The organism is Micromonospora craterilacus, from assembly GCF_003236315.1.
Lineage (GTDB): Bacteria > Actinomycetota > Actinomycetes > Mycobacteriales > Micromonosporaceae > Micromonospora > Micromonospora craterilacus.
In genome coordinates, this window is the sequence record NZ_POTY01000039.1 from 17,703 (window position 1) to 35,578 (window position 17,876).

Annotated in this window: 20 protein-coding genes; 18 read left to right on the plus strand and 2 right to left on the minus strand. The window is 72.1% G+C overall.

The genetic code is table 11. The features are described from left to right. The first annotated feature begins 2 nt into the window (after window positions 1-2). From C1I95_RS09145 to C1I95_RS09210, 14 genes are read left to right on the plus strand one after another with little or no spacing between them, the layout of a single operon-like run. On the plus strand, window positions 3-1,337 hold the full coding sequence (locus tag C1I95_RS09145) for an FAD-dependent oxidoreductase (protein ID WP_111213356.1): 1,335 nt from the start codon (window positions 3-5) through the stop codon (window positions 1,335-1,337). A 20-nt stretch (window positions 1,338-1,357) separates the two neighbouring features. Further along, window positions 1,358-2,839 (plus strand): 2-hydroxymuconic semialdehyde dehydrogenase, encoded by a 1,482-nt coding sequence (locus C1I95_RS09150; RefSeq protein ID WP_111213378.1) that lies wholly within the window; start codon window positions 1,358-1,360, stop codon window positions 2,837-2,839. After that, the gene (locus tag C1I95_RS09155; protein WP_111213357.1) at window positions 2,836-3,624 is read left to right on the plus strand and encodes a 2-keto-4-pentenoate hydratase; all 789 of its coding nucleotides are present in this window, start codon (window positions 2,836-2,838) and stop codon (window positions 3,622-3,624) included. Before C1I95_RS09150 ends, C1I95_RS09155 begins: the two co-directional genes overlap by 4 nt. A 3-nt stretch (window positions 3,625-3,627) precedes the next feature. Further along, complete coding sequence (locus C1I95_RS09160; protein ID WP_111213358.1) at window positions 3,628-4,560, plus strand: acetaldehyde dehydrogenase (acetylating); 933 nt, start codon at window positions 3,628-3,630, stop codon at window positions 4,558-4,560. Beyond that, complete coding sequence (gene dmpG / locus C1I95_RS09165) at window positions 4,557-5,612, plus strand: 4-hydroxy-2-oxovalerate aldolase (protein WP_111213359.1); 1,056 nt, start codon at window positions 4,557-4,559, stop codon at window positions 5,610-5,612. Before C1I95_RS09160 ends, dmpG begins: the two co-directional genes overlap by 4 nt. Continuing rightward, window positions 5,609-6,382 carry a 2-keto-4-pentenoate hydratase gene (locus C1I95_RS09170; protein WP_111213360.1) on the plus strand — a complete coding sequence of 258 codons (774 nt, stop codon included), beginning with the start codon at window positions 5,609-5,611 and terminating at the stop codon, window positions 6,380-6,382. The genes dmpG and C1I95_RS09170 overlap by 4 nt, the downstream gene beginning before the upstream one ends. Next, complete coding sequence (locus C1I95_RS09175; protein ID WP_111213361.1) at window positions 6,379-6,813, plus strand: RidA family protein; 435 nt, start codon at window positions 6,379-6,381, stop codon at window positions 6,811-6,813. The genes C1I95_RS09170 and C1I95_RS09175 overlap by 4 nt, the downstream gene beginning before the upstream one ends. Continuing rightward, entirely contained in the window at window positions 6,806-7,330 is a 525-nt protein-coding gene (locus tag C1I95_RS09180) for a 3-hydroxyanthranilate 3,4-dioxygenase (protein ID WP_111213362.1), read from the plus strand. Before C1I95_RS09175 ends, C1I95_RS09180 begins: the two co-directional genes overlap by 8 nt. Further along, window positions 7,330-8,373 carry an amidohydrolase family protein gene (locus tag C1I95_RS09185; RefSeq protein ID WP_111213363.1) on the plus strand — a complete coding sequence of 348 codons (1,044 nt, stop codon included), beginning with the start codon at window positions 7,330-7,332 and terminating at the stop codon, window positions 8,371-8,373. Before C1I95_RS09180 ends, C1I95_RS09185 begins: the two co-directional genes overlap by 1 nt. Before the next feature lie 28 nt (window positions 8,374-8,401). Next, window positions 8,402-8,620, plus strand: coding sequence for a type II toxin-antitoxin system VapB family antitoxin (locus tag C1I95_RS09190; RefSeq protein ID WP_111213364.1), 219 nt, complete (start codon window positions 8,402-8,404; stop codon window positions 8,618-8,620). Then, a complete protein-coding gene (locus C1I95_RS09195; RefSeq protein WP_111213365.1) occupies window positions 8,617-9,045 on the plus strand; it encodes a PIN domain-containing protein in 429 nt (142 codons plus the stop codon). The genes C1I95_RS09190 and C1I95_RS09195 overlap by 4 nt, the downstream gene beginning before the upstream one ends. Before the next feature lie 57 nt (window positions 9,046-9,102). Further along, complete coding sequence (locus C1I95_RS09200; protein ID WP_111213366.1) at window positions 9,103-10,566, plus strand: amidase; 1,464 nt, start codon at window positions 9,103-9,105, stop codon at window positions 10,564-10,566. 52 nt (window positions 10,567-10,618) lie between these two features. Beyond that, window positions 10,619-10,921, plus strand: a complete 303-nt coding sequence (gene ctaJ / locus C1I95_RS09205) for an aa3-type cytochrome oxidase subunit CtaJ (RefSeq protein WP_438941299.1) — start codon at window positions 10,619-10,621, stop codon at window positions 10,919-10,921. Further along, window positions 10,908-11,321 (plus strand): DUF5130 family protein, encoded by a 414-nt coding sequence (locus C1I95_RS09210; protein ID WP_111213368.1) that lies wholly within the window; start codon window positions 10,908-10,910, stop codon window positions 11,319-11,321. The genes ctaJ and C1I95_RS09210 overlap by 14 nt, the downstream gene beginning before the upstream one ends. A gap of 168 nt (window positions 11,322-11,489) precedes the next feature. Here the strand turns inward: C1I95_RS09210 and pepN are convergent, their stop codons facing one another. Next, on the minus strand, window positions 11,490-14,039 hold the full coding sequence (gene pepN, locus C1I95_RS09215) for an aminopeptidase N (protein ID WP_111213369.1): 2,550 nt from the start codon (window positions 14,037-14,039) through the stop codon (window positions 11,490-11,492). A 218-nt stretch (window positions 14,040-14,257) separates the two neighbouring features. Between pepN and C1I95_RS09220 the strand changes: the two genes are divergently transcribed. The 4 genes from C1I95_RS09220 (at window position 14,258) to C1I95_RS09230 (ending at window position 17,241) form a co-directional block, all read left to right on the plus strand. Then, window positions 14,258-14,881, plus strand: a complete 624-nt coding sequence (locus tag C1I95_RS09220) for a mycothiol-dependent nitroreductase Rv2466c family protein (RefSeq protein ID WP_111213370.1) — start codon at window positions 14,258-14,260, stop codon at window positions 14,879-14,881. A 208-nt stretch (window positions 14,882-15,089) separates the two neighbouring features. Beyond that, window positions 15,090-15,398 (plus strand): hypothetical protein, encoded by a 309-nt coding sequence (locus tag C1I95_RS34750; protein WP_146605679.1) that lies wholly within the window; start codon window positions 15,090-15,092, stop codon window positions 15,396-15,398. 101 nt (window positions 15,399-15,499) lie between these two features. Further along, window positions 15,500-16,705: a DUF1015 family protein gene (locus C1I95_RS09225; protein WP_111213371.1), complete on the plus strand. Its 1,206-nt coding sequence runs from the start codon at window positions 15,500-15,502 to the stop codon at window positions 16,703-16,705. A gap of 68 nt (window positions 16,706-16,773) precedes the next feature. After that, window positions 16,774-17,241, plus strand: coding sequence for a ribose-5-phosphate isomerase (locus tag C1I95_RS09230; protein WP_111213372.1), 468 nt, complete (start codon window positions 16,774-16,776; stop codon window positions 17,239-17,241). Window positions 17,242-17,536: 295 nt separating this feature from the next. Here the strand turns inward: C1I95_RS09230 and C1I95_RS09235 are convergent, their stop codons facing one another. Further along, window positions 17,537-17,860 (minus strand): hypothetical protein, encoded by a 324-nt coding sequence (locus C1I95_RS09235; protein ID WP_111213373.1) that lies wholly within the window; start codon window positions 17,858-17,860, stop codon window positions 17,537-17,539. Window positions 17,861-17,876: the final 16 nt, after the last annotated feature.

Here is a 17,876-nt window from a genome sequence, read left to right on the forward strand (position 1 = left end):
GCATGAGTACGGAACGCGACGAGATCGCCGTGGTGGGCGCCGGGCTGGCCGGCTGCCTGCTGGCCTGTTTCCTGGCCCGGCGTGGCTATCCGGTGGCGCTGTACGAGCGGCGGCCTGATCCGCGTACCGGGACGGCTGAGCGGGGACGCTCGATCAACCTGGCGCTGTCCGAGCGCGGCCTGGACGCGCTGCGCCGGATCGGGCTGGCCGAGCAGGTGATGGTCGACGCGCTGCCGATGCGCGGCCGGATGGTGCACCCGGTGGTGGGCGAGCCGGGGTTCCAGCCGTACAGCGTCTCCGGCGACCGGGCGATCAACTCGATCAGCCGGGGCGCACTGAACAACGCGCTGCTGGAGGCCGCCGCCAAGCTGCCCGGAGTGCGGATCGCCTTCGACCACCGGCTGGTCGGGTTGGACCCGGCGACCGGGGAGATGACCTTCGACACCCCGCAGGGCCCGGTCACCGCGGGCGCCCGGGTCGTGCTCGGCACCGACGGCGCCGGTTCGGCGGTACGCGGGCAGCTGCTCGAACACGGCCTGCTCACCGAGAGCGTCGACTTCCTCGACTACGGCTACAAGGAACTCACCATCCCGCCGCTGGGCGGCGACTTCGCGCTCGACCCGGGTGCCCTGCACATCTGGCCGCGCGGCACCTCGATGATGATCGCCCTGCCCAACCCGGATCGCTCCTTCACCTGCACGCTGTTCTGGCCCACCCACGGCACCGCCAGCTTCGCCTCGCTGGGCAGCAAGGCAGCGATCGAGCGGCACTTCGCGCAGCACTACCCGGACCTGCTCCCACTCGCCCCGAACCTGGTCGACGACTACCAGCACAACCCGGTGGGCGTGCTCGGCACGGTGCGGTGCGACCCGTGGCAGGTCGACGGGCGGGTCGGCCTGCTCGGCGACGCGGCGCACGCCATCGTGCCGTTCTACGGCCAGGGCGCGAACTGCGCCTTCGAGGACGTGGTGGAGCTGGACCGCTGCCTGTCCGAGTGCGCCGACGACTGGTCGGCGGCGTTGCCCCTGTTCCAGCACCGCCGGCAGGAGAACGCCGAGGCGATCGCCCGGATGGCGCTGGCCAACTTCGTGGAAATGCGGGACAAGGTCGCCTCGCCGGTGTTCCAGACCCGCAAGCGGGTCGAGCACGCGCTGGAGCGGGCGCTGCCCGGCCGGTACGTCTCCCAGTACGAGCTGGTCTCCTTCTCGACCATCCCGTACGCCGAGGTGCGGCGCCGGGTCCGCCGGCAGTACCAGGTGCTCGGCGCGGTGGCGGCCGGCGCGGCGGCGGTGCTGGCCGGCGCGGTGCTGGCGTTGGGACGCGGGAGGCGAGGATGACGCGCTGGGATACCCGGCTGATGGCCGGGCAGGCGCCGGACGGGCCCGGCCTGCTGCGCAACTTCGTCGGCGGCGAGTTCGTCGACGCCGGCACCCGGTTCACCAAGCGCAGCCCGGTGACCGGTGAGCCGGTCTTCGAGGTGGTCGAGGCTTCCTCGTCCGTGGTGGACGATGCCGTGACCGCGGCCCGGGCGGCGCTGCGCGGGCCGTGGGGCCGGATGGGGGAGCGGGAACGCGCCGAGGTGCTGCGGCGGGTCGCCGACGAGCTGGAACGCCGCTTCGACGACCTGGTCGCCGCCGAGGTCGCCGACACCGGTAAGGCCATCTCGCAGGCCCGGACCCTGGACATCCCGCGCGGCGCGGCCAACTTCCGGGCCTTCGCCGAGATCGTGGCCACCACGCCGACGGAGTCGTTCACCACGGTCACCCCGACCGGTGGCCGGGCGCTCAACTACGCGGTACGCAAGCCGGTCGGTGTGGTCGCGGTGATCGTGCCGTGGAACCTTCCGCTGCTCCTGCTCACCTGGAAGGTCGCCCCGGCCCTGGCCTGCGGCAACGCGGTGGTGGTCAAACCCAGCGAGGAGACGCCCGCCTCGGCGACGCTGCTCGCCGAGGTGATGGCCGCGGCCGGTGTGCCCGAGGGTGTGTTCAACCTGGTGCACGGCTTCGGCCCCGGTTCGGCCGGTGAGTTCCTCACCCGGCATCCGGGCGTCGACGCGATCACCTTCACCGGCGAGTCCGCAACCGGCAGCGCCATCATGCGGGCCGCCGCCGACGGGGTGAAGGCGGTCAGCTTCGAGCTGGGCGGCAAGAACGCCGGCCTGGTCTTCGCCGACGCCGACCTGGACGCGGCGGTCGCCGGTTCGGTGCGCTCCAGCTTCACCAACGGCGGTCAGGTGTGCCTGTGCACCGAACGGATCTACGTGCAGCGGCCGGTGTTCGAGGAGTTCACCGCCCGGCTGGCCAAGCGCGCCGACGAGTTGGCGTACGGCTGGCCGGCGGACGAGGCGACGGTGAACATGCCGCTGATTTCGCACGCCCACCGGGACAAGGTGCTCGGCCACTACGACCTGGCCCGGGCCGAGGGCGCACAGGTGCTGGCCGGTGGCGGGGTGCCGCGGTTCGGCGACGCCCGCGACGGCGGCGCGTATGTGCAGCCGACCGTGCTGACCGGGCTCGGCCCGGACGCCCGTACCAACCGCGAGGAGATTTTCGGCCCGGTGGTGCACGTGGCCCCGTTCGACACCGAGGACGAGGCGTACGCGTTGGCCAACGGCACCGACTACGGCCTGGCGGCGACGGTCTGGACCCGGGACGTGGGCCGGGCGCACCGGGCCGGCGCGCGACTGGACGCCGGCATCGTCTGGGTCAACACCTGGTTCCTGCGTGACCTGCGCACCCCGTTCGGCGGGGTGAAAGCCTCCGGCATCGGCCGCGAGGGCGGCGTGCACTCGCTCGACTTCTACTCCGAACTCACCAACGTCTGCGTGGATCTCACATGACTGATATCGAGTCGGCGGCCCAGGAGCTGGCCGAGGCCCGAGGAAGCGGCAAACCCTGCCCGCCGCTGCGGGGACGGCTGCTCCCGGAGGGGGACGTCGAGGCCGCGTACCGGGCGCAGCAGCTCCAGGTACGCGAGTGGCTGGCGTCCGGGCAGCGCCGGGTGGGCGCGAAGATCGGGCTGACCTCCCGGGCGGTGCAGGAGAGCTTCGGGGTGTACGAGCCGGACTTCGGCGTGCTCACCGACGCGATGGTGGTGCCCGACGGTGCCGAGGTCGCCAACGACCGGCTGCTCCAGCCCCGGGTGGAGGCGGAGATCGCCTTCGTGCTCGGCGCCGATCTGCCCGACGGCCGGGTCACCAGCGCCGACCTGCTGCGCGCCGTCGACCATCTGCTGCCGGCCATCGAGATCGTCGACTCGCGCGTCGCCGGCTGGGACATCTCCATCGTGGACACGGTGGCGGACAACGCCTCCAGCGGCCTGTTCGTGCTGGGCACCACGCCGCGCCGGCCCGCCGACGTGGACCTGCGGCTGTGCGGGATGGTGCTGGAACAGGCCGGGGAGCCGGTGTCGGTCGGTGCCGGCGCGGCCTGCCTCGGCAATCCGCTGCACGCGCTGGGTTGGCTGGCCGGCACGATGGCCCGCGCCGGTGACCCGCTGCGCGCCGGCGACGTGGTGCTCTCCGGTGCGCTCGGGCCGATGGTGGCGGTCACGCCGGGCGCGGCGTACGAGGCCCGCATCTCCGGCCTCGGCTCGGTCCGGACCTGCTTCTCGAAGGGACGGTGACCAGTGGCTACTGGCGTGGCGGTGATCGGGTCGGGCAACATCGGCACCGATCTGATGATCAAGGTCCGGCGGCTGAGTGCGGACCTGCGGATGGTGGCCATGGCCGGCATCGACCCGGCCTCCGACGGTCTTGCCCGGGCCCGCCGGCTCGGTGTGGCCACCACCGCGCAGGGCGTGGACGGCCTGGTCGCGTTGCCCGAGTTCGCCGATGTCGAACTGGTCTTCGACGCCACCTCGGCCGGCGCCCACCGGCACAACGACGCGGTGCTGCGCGGGCATGGACGGACCGTGGTCGACCTGACCCCGGCCGCGATCGGCCCGTACGTGGTGCCACCGGTCAACCTGGACGAGCACCTGGCCGAGACGAACGTCAACATGGTCACCTGCGGTGGGCAGGCGACCGTGCCGATCGTCGCGGCGGTGCGTCGGGTGACCCCGGTGGCGTACGGCGAGATCGTGGCCTCGATCTCGTCGCGCTCCGCCGGCCCGGGCACCCGGGCCAACATCGACGAGTTCACCGAGACCACGGCCCGGGCGATCGAGGTGGTCGGCGGAGCCGACCGGGGCAAGGCGATCATCGTGCTCAACCCGGCCGAGCCGCCGTTGCTGATGCGTGACACGGTCTACTGCCTCTGCCCGGACCCCGACGCCGACCGGTCCGCCATCGCCGACTCGGTCGCCGCGATGGTGGCCGACGTCCAGGAGTACGTCCCGGGCTACCGGCTCAAGCAGGACGTGCAGTTCGACCGGGTGGACACCTTCGTGCCGTCGCTCGGGCGGCACCTCACCGGCCTCCAGGTCTCGGTCTTCCTGGAGGTCTCCGGCGCCGGGCACTACCTGCCCGCGTACGCCGGGAACCTGGACATCATGACCTCGGCCGCGCTGCGCACGGCGGAGCGGCTGGTGGCCCTGCGCGCAAAGGGGGTGCCCGCATGAGTGACCTGTACATCCAGGACGTGACGTTGCGCGACGGCATGCACGCCATCGGCCATCGGTACACGGTGGACCAGGTCCGCACCATCGCCGCCGCGCTGGACGCCGCGGGGGTGGCCGCGATCGAGGTGGCGCACGGCGACGGCCTGGCCGGGTCGAGTGTCAACTACGGCCACGGCGCGGCGAGCGACGCCGAGTGGATCTCGGCGGCGGCCGAGGTGATGACGAACGCGAGGTTGACCACCCTGCTGCTGCCGGGCATCGGCACCATCGCCGACCTGAAGGCGGCCAAGGCGCTCGGGGTGACCAGCGTCCGCATCGCCACGCACTGCACCGAGGCGGACATCTCGGCCCAGCACATCTCCTGGGCCCGGGAGAACGGCATGGACGTGGCCGGCTTCCTGATGATGTCGCACATGAACGACCCGGCCGGGCTGGCCGGGCAGGCCAAGCTGATGGAGTCGTACGGAGCGCACTGCGTCTACGTGACGGACTCCGGCGGCCGACTGCTGATGTCCGACGTGGCGCAGCGGGTCGACGCGTACCGGCAGGTGCTGGAGCCGAGCACGCAGATCGGCATCCACGCGCACCACAACCTCTCGCTCGGCGTGGCCAACAGCGTGGTCGCCGTCGAGCACGGCCGGGTCGCCGGCGACGGCCCGGTCGGGTCGGCGGCCGGCCGTACCGTCCGGGTGGACGCCTCCCTGGCCGGGATGGGCGCCGGGGCCGGCAACGCACCGCTGGAGGTCTTCGTCGCGGTCGCCGAACTGCACGGCTGGAAGCACGGCTGCGACGTCTTCGCACTGATGGACGCCGCCGACGACGTCGTCCGCCCGTTGCAGGACCGGCCGGTCCAGGTCGACCGCGAGACCCTCTCGCTGGGGTACGCGGGCGTCTACTCCAGCTTCCTGCGGCACGCCGAACGCGCCTCGGTGAAGTACGGGGTGGACGTCCGCTCGATCCTGGTCGAGCTGGGCCGGCGGCGGATGGTCGGCGGGCAGGAGGACATGATCGTGGACGTGGCGCTGGACCTCGCGGGCAGGGGAGATTCATGATCGGGCCGGACATCGCGGGTATCGCGGCGACGCTGGGCACGGCGGCCGACACGGCCACCGCGATCCCGCAGCTCGCCGCCGAGACCGGCCTCGACGTCGACGCCGCGTACGCGGTGCAGACCGCGCTGCTGCAGCGCCGCCTCGACCGGGGTGAGCGGCTGGTCGGCCTGAAGATGGGGCTGACCAGCAAGGCGAAGATGGCCCAGGTCGGGGTGGACGAGGTGATCTGGGGTCGGCTCACCGACGCGATGCGGGTGCCCGACGGCGGCACCGTCGACGTGACCGACTTCATCCACCCCCGGGTCGAGCCGGAGGTGGCGTTCCTGCTCGATCGGCTGCCCGAGCCCGGCGAAGCGGTCGGCGACTTCACCGACGCGGTGCGCGCCGTCGCCCCGGCGATCGAGCTGATCGACTCCCGGTACGCCAACTTCAGTTTCTCGCTGCCGGACGTCGTCGCCGACAACACCTCGGCCGCCGCGTTCGTGGTGGGGCCGTGGTCGCCGGTGCCGGACGGGCTGGAGAACCTCGGCGTGCTGCTGGAGGTCGACGGGCGACTGGCGCAGGTCGGCTCGACGGCGGCGATCCTCGGCGATCCGCGCCGGGCGTTGGACGAGGGCATCCGGCTGGCTGGGCGGCACGGCGTGCGGCTGCGCGAGGGCTGGGTGTTCCTGGCCGGCGCGGCGACGGCGGCGGTGCCGCTGCGTCCGGGTGCGCACGTGCGGGCGGTCGTGGAGAAGCTCGGCACCGCTTCGCTGAAGGCCTCGTCGTGAATGCTGATGGGGCTCGGGTGGTGGCCGGGAAAGCCGTGCCACGGGGAGCGTTTCCGCACGTGAAGGTGGCCGGCGGATTCGTGTTCGTGTCCGGTACGTCGTCGCGGCGGCCGGACAACACGTTCGCGGGTGTGTCGGTGGACGAGTTCGGTACGACCGACCTGGACATCCGGGTGCAGACGCGGGCCGTCATCGAGAACATCGGTGATCTGCTGCGCTCGGTCGGTGCCGAGCTGGCCGACCTGGTGCAGGTGACCTCGTACCTGGTCAACATGAATGACTTCGGTGGGTACAACGAGGTGTGGGCGGAGTTCTTCGACGCCACCGGGCCGACCCGGACGACGGTGGCCGTGCACCAGTTGCCGCATCCGCACCTGCTGATCGAGATGCAAGCCGTGGCCCTGCTTCCCCGAGGAGGTAGTCGTGAGTGAGATCGCCGAACCGTTCAGCTTTCCCGGCTGGATCGCCGAGAACCAGCACCTGCTCAAGCCGCCGGTGGGCAACAAGGAGATGTTTCCCGGCTCCGACGACTTCATCGTGATGGTGGTGGGCGGGCCGAACCAGCGCACCGACTTCCACGTCGACCCGTACGAGGAGTTCTTCTACCAGGTCAAGGGCAACATGCACGTGAACCTGATGACCCCGGAGGGGCCGCGTACGGTGCACGTACGCGAGGGTCAGATGTGGATGCTGCCGCGCAACACGCCGCACTCGCCGCAGCGGCCGGAGCCCGGCTCGATCGGCGTGGTGGTCGAGCGGGTCCGCGCGGAGGGGACGCTGGAGAAGTTCCAGTGGTACTGCCCTGAGTGCGGGCACAAGGTGCACGAGGTCGAGTTGCAGGTGCGCGACATCGCCGCCGACCTGCCCCCGGTCTTCGGCGCGTTCTACGCCGACGAGAAGGCCCGTACCTGCGACAACTGCGGCACGCTGCACCCGGGCAAGGGCTGATGGCGCAGCCGGTCGCCGGTCCGCCGGCCCGGTCGGGATTCCCGGTGGTGGACGTGCACACGCACGTCGTACCGAAGGCATGGCCGGATCTCGCCGCGGCGTGCGGCGGGTCCGGCTGGCCCTGGCTGCGGGTCGACTCGGAACGGGCCGCCATGATCATGATCGGCGAGACCGAGTTCCGGCCGGTCGGCGCCGAGTGTTGGGACGCGCCGACCCGGCTGGCCGACATGGCCGCCGACGGGGTGGACGTGCAGGTGGTCTCGCCCACCCCGGTCTTCTTCGGCTACGACCGACCGGCCGACCAGGCGGTGAAGCTGGCCCGGATCTTCAACGACCTGACGCTGGAGGTCACCGCGGCCGGCGGTGACCGGCTGCTGCCGTTCTGCCAGGTGCCGTTGCAGGACCCGGACGCGGCCTGCGCCGAACTGGACCGCTGCCTGGCCGCCGGGCACGTCGGCGTGGAGATCGGCAACCACGTCGGCGACCGGGACCTGGACGACGCCGGGATCGTGACCTTCCTGACCCACTGCGCCGAGGTCGGCGCGCCGGTCTTCGTGCACCCGTGGGACATGGCTGGCGGCCCCCGACTCGACCGGTGGATGGCCCGGTGGCTCACCGGTATGCCCGCCGAGACGCACCTGTCGGTGCTGGCGATGATCCTCGGTGGCGTCTTCGACCGGGTGCCACCGACGTTGCGGATCTGCTTCGCCCACGGCGGCGGCAGTTTCCCGTTCTGGCTGGGCCGTGCCGACAACGCCTGGCACCGCCGGGGCGACCTGGTACGCGGTGCCTCCGCCGCCCCGCCCAGCTCCTACGTCGACCGGTTCTACGTCGACTCGGTGGTCTTCGCGACTCCCGCGTTGCGGCTGCTGGTCGACACGATGGGCGCCGACCGGGTGCTGGTGGGCAGCGACTACCCGTACCCACTGGGCGAACGCCCGGTCGGCCGGGTGGTCCACGAGGCCGATTTCCTCACCGACGCCCAGCGCGACCAACTGCTCTCCCACAACGCCCTGCGCTTCCTCGGCAAGGTCGGTATATAAAGTCGGTCGGGCCGTATATACTCGGGTAGTGAAGACTGTTATCGATCTTGACGACGAGCTGCTCGAACGGGCTCGCCGCGAATTGGGCACCAAGAGCAAGAAGGACACCATCCACGCCGCGCTCCGGATGGCCGCGGAGCGCGGCGAGCGCATGGAGGCGATTCGGGAGCTGCTCTCGATCGACCGGGACTGGACCGGCCTCCTCGAGGACGACAAGACACCGCGCGGCGGACAGGACGCTGCGTGACTCCTCCAGTCGGCCTGTACCTCATCGACACCTCCGCCTGGGGCCGCCTCCGCCAGCCGATCGTCGGAAAGCGAATCATGGCGGTGCTCGAGGAGAGGCTTGCCGCGACCTGTCTTCCGTTGGATCTGGAGGACGGGCGGAGCGCCCGGGACTTCCGCGACGCGATGACGGTGCGTGCCCGTCGGGCGGAGCTGATGATCGATCTTCCGATCACCCCGGCCGTGGCCACCAGAGCGCAGGATCTACAGATGGCGCTGACGGTGCGGGGTTACCACCGGGCCGCGAGCCCGGTGGACGTCATGGTGGCCGCGACTGCCGCGGAGTACTCGGCGACCGTTCTCCACTACGACCGGGACTTCGACCTGCTGACCGACGTGGGCGGCCCCCGGTCGGAGTGGGTGTCACCGCCCGGCACGCTTTCCTGACGCTCCGCCGCTCGTGTCGCGGCGGCAACGGCTGGCGCGAGCGGGCAGGATGGCGACATGGCCGAGCCGCACGACCTGACCGCGCTGGAACAGGCCGCCGCGATCGCCCGCGGCGAGCTGTCCAGCCTGGACCTGGTCGAGCATCACCTGCACCGGGTCGACGCGCTCGGTGACACGGTCGGCGCCTTCGTCACGGTGACCCCGGACCTGGCCCGCGAGGCCGCCCGGGCCGCGGACGCGGCACCGGTGGACCGGCGCGGGCCGCTGCACGGCGTACCGACCGCGATCAAGGATCTGACGTTGACGGCCGGCGTCCGCACCACTTTCGGCTCCGCCGCGTTCGCCGACTTCGTGCCGCCGGTCGACGCCGACGTGGTGCGGTTCATCCGAGCCGCCGGCCTGGTCAGCCTCGGCAAGACCACCACCTCCGAGCTGGGCTGCTCGCTCTACTCCGAGGGGCTGGTGGCCCCGCCGGCCCGCAACCCGTGGGACCTGGCGTACACCGCCGGTGGTTCCAGCGGTGGTGCGGCGGCGGCGGTGGCCGCGGGCCTGGTGCCGGTGGCCCAGGGCTCCGACGGTGGCGGCTCGCTGCGCATCCCGGCGTCGCTGTGCGGCCTGATCGGCTACAAACCCAGCCGTGGCCTGGTCTCCGGCGGTCCACTCGGCTTCGGTGGCTTCGGTCTGCCGATCAGCGGCCCGATCGGGCGGACCGTCGCCGACGTGGCCGCGCTGCTCGACGTGCTGGCCGAGCCGGTGCCCGGCGAGCCGTACCTGCCGCCTCCGCCGCCCGCCGGTGGTTACCTGGCCGCGGCGCGCGCCGCCGCGCCCGGGCGGTTGCGGATCGGCCGGTTCACCGCCGCGATGCTCGCCGACGAACCGGTCCACCCGGACTGCGTCGCCGCGGTGGACCGGGCCGCCGCCCTGCTCACCGCCGCGGGCCACGAGGTGGTCGAGGTGCCACCGCCGCTCGGCCCGCAGGTCTGGCCGCTGTTCGAGATCGTCTGGTACGTCCTCGCGCTCGCGCCGGTGCCGCCCGAGCGGGAGGCCGAGCTGCTGCCGCTGACCCGGCTCCTGCGGTCCCGGGCCGCCGGGATCTCCGCCGGCACCCTTACCGCCACCCTGGGTGAGATCCAGGCCCAGGTACGCCTCGGCGTTCGCCGCACGGCCGGTTGCGACCTGCTGCTCTGCCCGACCCTGGCGGCCCCGCAGGCCCCGGTCGGCTGGTTCACCCAGGGGCGCACCCCGGAGGAGGACTTCGACCGGCAACGCCGGTTCTCCCCGTACTGCGCGGTCTTCAACGTCACGGGCGAACCGTCCGTGTCGCTGCCGGTCGGGGTGACCGCCGAGGGGTTGCCGGTCGGGGTGTTGCTCACCGGCCGGTACGGCGACGACGCGAGACTGATCGCGACAGCTGCGCAGCTGGAGCGCTCCAGTGGCGGATGGGATCGCCACCCCGCAGTCTGGCGCAGCGTGGGCTCCGCTAACGTGAGTGGCAGCGGAGTCGGGAGGTCGCCGCGGTGACCAGCCACCCGATCCGGTCGAAGGTCTCTCTTTCCGCCTGGGGGCGTTGGGATTGTCTGTAACCGACACGTTGCTGGTCTTCGTCGGTATCCCGGCAGCCGTTGTGCTGGTGATCGCCGGGCTCGTCTACGCGGGTAGCCGTGGCGGTGGCGGCGGTGCCAAGCGTTACCGGCCGGGCCGGCCGTTCAGCTTCACGCCAGTGTGGTTCCTGGGCCGGCCGGAGGAGTTGGCCGACTCGGCCGGCACCGCGCTGGCAGCGGGGGCACAGGCGCCGGCGCTGACCAGCCGTAAGCAGGAGCAGGCCGGCATCGAGGCGCCGGCCGGTGGAACCGGAGGCGCAAGTGACCGTTGGTGAGAAGCAGCCCGAGACCGGGACGGGCACTCCGCCCGACGTGCTCGACGGGCCGTTCTCGACCCGCCAGCTGCTGCGCATCGACGAGGCGCTTCGCCTGGCGGATCAGACGACCGGCCTGGACTTCTCGGTCTTCGTGGGCGGCCTCGACGAGCCGGTCCGGGAGCACGCCGAGCGGCTGCACCGGCAGCTCGCCGAGCCCGACCGCTCGGTGTTGATCGCGATCTCGCCGAACCAGCGGCAGCTCGAGATCGTCACCGGCAGGTACGCCCGCAAGCGCGTCCCGGACACGTACGCCAAGATCGCCGCGCTGTCGATGGTGGCGGCCTTCGGCGGTGGCGACCTGGCCGGCGGCGTCATCCAGGGCCTCGACCAGCTCTCCCGGTACGCCGGCAAGGGCTGACCACTTCCCGTCCGGCAGAGCCCGGCCCACCACCGTGTGGGCCGGGCTCTGCCGCGTCCTGGGTCAGGAGCCGGGCAGACGGGACGAGCGACACCACCGGCCGGTGCCCAGCCAGAACGGCCGGGGCCGGCGCAGGCTCACCCACGCCGGCCCCAAGGTTCTCGTCGATCAGGCGCTGCGGGCGTCCCTGATCCGGGCGGCGAGGGCGCGGACCACGCCGTCGCGGCCCTCGGCCACCAGCCGGCGCAGCGGCGCCGGGTGACCCTCCTGCGCCAACCAGGCGTCGGTGGCCGCGACCGTGTCGTCCTCGACCAGGTAGGCCGGGTACGCCAGCATCGCGAACTCCTGCGCCGGCTCGCTGTCCCGGCTGGCCCAGACCTGCCCCACCGCGGTGAAGTACCGCTCCCGGTACGGCGCGACCAGGTCGACCTGGGCCGGGTGGCTGAAGCCCTGCAGCAGCGCCCGGTGCCGCCAGTTCGGCAGCGCCTCGGTGCCGGTCAGCTGGGCCCAGACCGTCGCCTTGTTCTCCTCGGTCGGCACCAGCGCGTGCGCGTACGCGGCCTCCCGCTCGCCGCTGGCCGTCTTGTCGCCGGTCAGCTCGGCCTCGATCTCCGCCGCACCGGCCACCCCGTTGGCCACCAGCGCCTGCAGCACGCTCCAGCGCAGCTCGGTGTCGATGGTCAGCCCGGTCGTCACCTCCGTGCCGTCCAGCCAGCCGCGCAGGACCGCCAGGTCCTCATCGGAGCGGGCCGCGGAGACGTACGCCCGGGCCCAGGCCAGCTGGAAGCCGCTGCCCGGGTCGGCGGCGGCGAGGGCGGCCTTCGCGGTGCGGGCCAGCTCTGCCCAGCCGGTCGGCGCCCAGGCCGGGTCGGCGTAGAAGGTGAGCGCGCTGCTGGCCTGGCGCAGGGTCGCGGTGACCAGGTTGATGTCCGTCTCGGCGGGCAACCCGGCCAGCACCAGCGCCACGTAGTCGCGGGTGGCCAGTTCCGCGTCGCGGGTCATGTCCCACGCGGCGGTCCAGCACAGCGCCCGCGCCAGCGACGAGTCGAAGCCGGCGATGTGCTGCACCACCGTCGCCATCGACCGGTCGTCCAGCCGCAGCTTGGTGTAGGTGAAGTCGTCGTCGTTGAGCAGCAGCACGTCGGCCGCGGGCACGCCGGCGAGGTCGGTCAGCTCGGTCAGCTCACCGTCGACGTCGACCTCGTACCGTTCGCGGCGCACCAGCCGGCCGTCGGTGAGGTCGTAGAGGCCCACGCCGATCCGGTGGGTACGCAGCGTCGGGTGCCCTTCCGGCGCCTCCTGGCGGACCAGCACCCGCTGGTACGCGCCGTCCGGGCCGATGGTCAGCTCCGGCCGCAGGGTGTTGACCTGTGCGGTCTCCAGCCACTGTGCGGCGAACGTACGCAGCTTGCGGCCGGAGGCGGTCTCCAACTCGGACAGCAGGTCGTCGAAGGTGGCGTTGCCCCAGGCGTGCCGGGCGAAGTACGCCCGCAGCCCGGCCAGGAACGGCTCCTCGCCCACGTACGCGACCAGCTGCTTGAGCACGCTGGCGCCCTTGGCGTACGTGATGCCGTCGAAGTTGACCTCGACCGCCTCCAGGTCGGGCATCTCGCAGTAGACCGGGTGGGTGGAGGAGAGCTGGTCCTGCCGGTAGCCCCAGTTCTTCCGGATGGACAGGAACGTCGTCCACGCCTCGGTGAACCGGGTGGCGTGCGTGTTGCACCAGTGGCTGGCCCACTCGGCGAACGACTCGTTCAGCCACAGGTCGTTCCACCAGCGCATGGTGACCAGGTCACCGAACCACATGTGCGCCAGCTCGTGCAGGATCGTGTTGGCCCGCTGCTCGTACTCGAAGTCGGTGACCTGCGAGCGGAACAGGTAGTGCGACTCGGCGTGCGTCACGCAGCCGAAGTTCTCCATCGCGCCGGCGTTGAAGTCGGGCACCCAGACCTGGTCGTACTTGGGCAGCGGGTAACGCACCCCGAACTGCTCGTGGAAGAAGTCGAAGCCCTGCGTGGTGACCAGGTTCAGATCGTCGGAGTCGAGGTATTGCGCCATGCTGGCCCGGCAGAAGTAGCCCAGGTCGATGCCGTCGTGGCTGTACCGCACCTCGTGGTACGGCCCGGCGCACAGCGCGGTGATGTAGGTGCTCATCCGCGGCGATTCGGCGAAGTGCAGGGTCTTCAGGCCGTCGCCCGCCCCCTCCTCGCGCTCCACCGGCATGTTGGAGATCACCTTCCAGTGCTCCGGAACGGTGGCGTGCCAGGTGTAGACGCTCTTCAGGTCCGGCTGGTCGAAGCACGCGAAGGTCCGCTGCGCGTCCGCCGTCTCGAACTGGCTGTAGAGGTACGTCTCACCGTCCACCGGGTCGACCGTGCGGTGCAGGCCCTGCCCCGAGTTCGAGTACGCGAAGTCCGCGTCCACGACCAGCATGTTCTCGCCGGCCAGCCCGGTCAGCGTCAGCCCCTTCTCCGCCGACCAGCCGGTCAGGTCGACCGGGTCGCCGTTGAGCGTCGCCGAGCGCACCGAGTCCGCCGCCACCTCGATGAACGTGCTCGCGCCCGGCTCGGCGCATTTGAAGCGCACCTCGGTGGTCGATCGGTAGGTTCGGCCATCGGCCGCCTGGACGGCGCTGGACAGGTCCAGACTGATGTCGTACCCGGTCACGTCGAGCAGGCGGGCCCGCTCGGTCGCCTCGACCTGTGTCAGGTTGCGCACTCCCGGCACTGTTCGTCTCCATCCCACTCTCGCCGTACGCCGCGGCCGCGTCGTCCGTTGACCGTCCGTGACGGCCGGTCCGGCCTGAGTCTTGCATGTGAGGGGACCCGGCGGTGGGCGAGGTCACGCGGTCGATCGTCGCCCGGCCGGGCCCCGGCGGAGTAAAGATCGGAGGTACGCCGGTTGTATCGGCGTCACCGTTGCGAAGGGACCTCACCGTGAACGAGCGTGTCGATGTCGACATGTGGTTCGATCCGATCTGCCCGTGGGCGTGGCTCACCTCCCGTTGGCTGCTGGAGGTGGAGCGGGTCCGCGAGGTCGACGTCCGGTTCCGCGTCATGAGCCTGTCGGTGCTCAACCAGGGCCGGAAACTGTCCGAGCAGTACCAGGAACTGATGCGGACCGGCTGGGGGCCGGTACGCGTCTGCATCGCCGTGCAGCAGCGGTACGGGTCGGACGCCGTCCGTACCCTCTACACCGCCCTCGGTACCCGGATCCACCTCGGCAAGCAGAAGCTCGGGCCGGAGTTGTACCGGGCCGCGCTGACCGACGCCGGGCTGGACCCGGCGCTGGCCGCCGCCGCCGAGGACACCGGTCTCGACGCGGCGCTGCGGGAGAGCCACGAGGCCGGCATGCGTCCGGTCGGCACCGACGTCGGCACCCCCGTCGTCCACGCGCCCGGCCCGGACGGCCGGCCGGTCGCCTTCTTCGGGCCGGTGGTCACCCCGGCGCCCAAGGGGGAGGCCGCGGGCCGGCTGTGGGACGGGGTCCTGCTGGTCGCCGGCACGCCCGGCTTCTTCGAACTCAAGCGCAGCCGCGACCTCGACCCCATCTTCGACTGAGGTGCAAGGATGGGCCCCTTGTTAACGCCTGCGATAGAGCACGGGCCCCCTCTCAACACCGCACCGAGTTGGCGCGCGACGTGCGGTCCGGTGCCCTGCGGGCGTCACCGGCTGCTTCGTGGGCTCGTTTGACCGGGTGTCCGCAGCGATCCCGGCGGGCCGCATCCGTGCCCGCTGGCCGCAGTCCACAGCTCGTGGAGGCAGCCAGATGGCCAAGCATCGTGCGTCCGGTGACGATCTCCAGAGTCGGGAGGAGAGCACCGGTGTGGTGGCGTACCGGCCGGACGGCGACCGGCGTTGGCCGGCGCCCCGCCGAGACCGGTCGGAAAACACTGCCGGCGTGCTGGCTCGGCCGAGCGTGGTAGGTGTCGCCCGGGTACCCGCCACCTCGCGGTTGACCCCGCCCGGCCAGGAGATTCGTAACCAGGGACCGCGGGTGCTGCCCGCCCCTCGTCCCGCGGTGGTGCCCGCGCCCGCCGGTCGGCACCGGCGAGCCGCCGCCGACCCCGATTGTTGACCGGGGTCCTCCACCGCTGACGAGGGCCCCTCCATTCATCTGGTGGACGAGGTGTGGGTCCGGCGGCGGTGCCAGGTCGGGCGCCGGTAGCGTGATCGCTCATGACGGTCGTGCACCCGATCACCCGGGCCTGGATCACCACTGGCGGCACCGGCGCGCAGAACTACGACGAGTTCGCCGACGACGCGGAGATCACCGCGATCATCGAGGCGAATCCGCACAGCGCCCTCGGCATCGAGATGCCGCATCGGGCGCCGGAGAGCCTCGGCAAGTCCTTCGGCGACGCCCTGCCGGACGCGGTCAGCCGGCTCGCCGAGGCGAAGGCCGACGGCAGCTACACCCCGGCCGAGCAGGTGGTGGTGCTGTACCGGATCAGCGCGCCCGGCGAGCAGCCGGCGTACGGTCTGTTCGCCATGGTCGACACCGGCCAGATCTCCACCCGCGCCGACGAGCCGGGCCTGGTCATCCGCAACGAGGACGTCTTCATCGCCAAGGTGCGCGAGCGGGTCGCCCTGGCCGAGGCGCTGGGTCACCTGCTCTCGCCCGTACTGCTGCTGCAGACCGGGCGGGGCGACGAGCTGCACGCCGCGCTCGCGGCGGCCGCCGACGCGGCCGGCGCGCCCGCCGCCACCGACACCGACCAGGCCGGGCGTACCCACGCCATCTGGCTGGTCCAGCCGGGCCCGCAACAGGAGCAGCTGACCGCGCTGGCCGGCGGAGGTGAGCTGGTCGTCGCCGACGGCAACCACCGCAGCCTGGCCGCCCAGACCGGGGCCCTGCCCCGCTTCCTGGCGGTCGTCACGACGCCCGCCTCGGTGGCCATCCAGCCGTACAACCGCCTGGTCAGCGAGCTCACCACCACGCCGGAGGAGCTGATCGACCGGCTCCGCGCCGCCGGCGCGCAGATCACCGGCGTGGACGGCCCGGTCGAGGTCCCGGCGGCCAGCGGCACCGTCGTGCTCCAACTCCCCGGCCAGGCGTACGCGGTGACGCTGCCGCACACCGGCGCGAGCCGGCTGGAAAACCTGGACCACGCCCTGGTCGAGCGGCTGCTGCTGCGCGACGCCCTCGGGCTGGACCCGGGTGACAAGCGGATCACCTACGTCGGCGGCGACTACCCGGCGAGCTGGCTGACCGGTGAGGTCGAGGCGGGGCGGGCCGAGTTGGCCGTCCTCGTCGCGCCGGTGACCGTCGACGACTTCGTCGCGGTGAACCTCGCCCGGGAGAAGATGCCGCGCAAGAGCACCTGGTTCACCCCGAAGGCGCGCGGTGGCCTGGTGGTCGCCGAGCTGCCGGACCGCAGCTGACGTGGCGCCCGTCCCGCCCGCACCGCCCCCACGGTGAGCTGCGGGACGGGCCTGACAGACTGCGCGGTATGCGCGTCTACCTGGGATCCGATCACGCCGGTTTCGAGCTGAAGGTGCACCTGGCCAACCACCTCGCCAAGGAGGGGTACGAGGTGGTCGACGTCGGCCCGCACGTCTACGACGCCGACGACGACTACCCGGCCTTCTGCCTGCACGCCGGCACCCGAGTGGTGGCGGACCCGGGCAGCCTGGGTGTGGTCATCGGTGGCTCGGGCAACGGTGAGCAGATCGCCGCGAACAAGGTGGCCGGGGTGCGGGCGGCGCTGGCCTGGAGCGTGGAGACCGCCCAACTGGGCCGGCAGCACAACGACGCCAACCTGGTCGCCGTCGGGGCCCGCCAGCACACCCTCGACGAGGCCACCGCCATCGTCGAGGCGTTCCTGACCACCGCCTTCTCCGGCAGCGAGCGGCACGCGCGCCGCATCGCCCAGGTGGCCGAGTACGAGCAGACCCAGCAGCTGCCCGAACTACCCTGACCCTTCTCCCGGCCCGCCTCACACCCGGCCGAGAAACGATCCGCATGACCCTTCTCCGGCCTGGCTGATGCCCAGCCCGGGGACGATCCGGCAGGATCACGTTCGATCCTGGATCGAGTGGCTTCGCCTTGAGCCTGAGGCCACTCGATCCAGGATCGAGCACGATCTCCCTGCGGCGCGGTGCCCGCGTGGGCCTTGGGCTCACGGCGTGCGCGCTCTGCACGCGGTGCGCGCTCTGCACGCGGTGCGCGCTCTGCACGCGGTGCGCGCTCTGCGCGGTGCGCGTGTCCTCGGGTCAGCGCCGGGGCAGCTCGTCGCGGGGGGTCCAGTTGCGCCGCACGATGACGATCCGCGCGGCCGCCGCGGCGAGATCCTCGTCGGTGGGGCGGGCGGCGTCCCGGGCCCGCATCGCCGCGGTCACGCTCACCTGTGACGAGCCGGAGCCGACCAGCCCGCGCAGCCCTCGCTCGCCCTCTTCGGCGGTGCCGTTGCGCCGTCCCCGAGCCGGTTCACCACCGTCGTGTACCCCCGCGGTTGTCGCGGACGCGTCCACATCCCCACCGCTGTCCTGCCCGCCGTGGTGCCGGTGCCGTCGCCGCCGTCGCCCCTCGTCCGCCACTCTCCGACCGTACCCC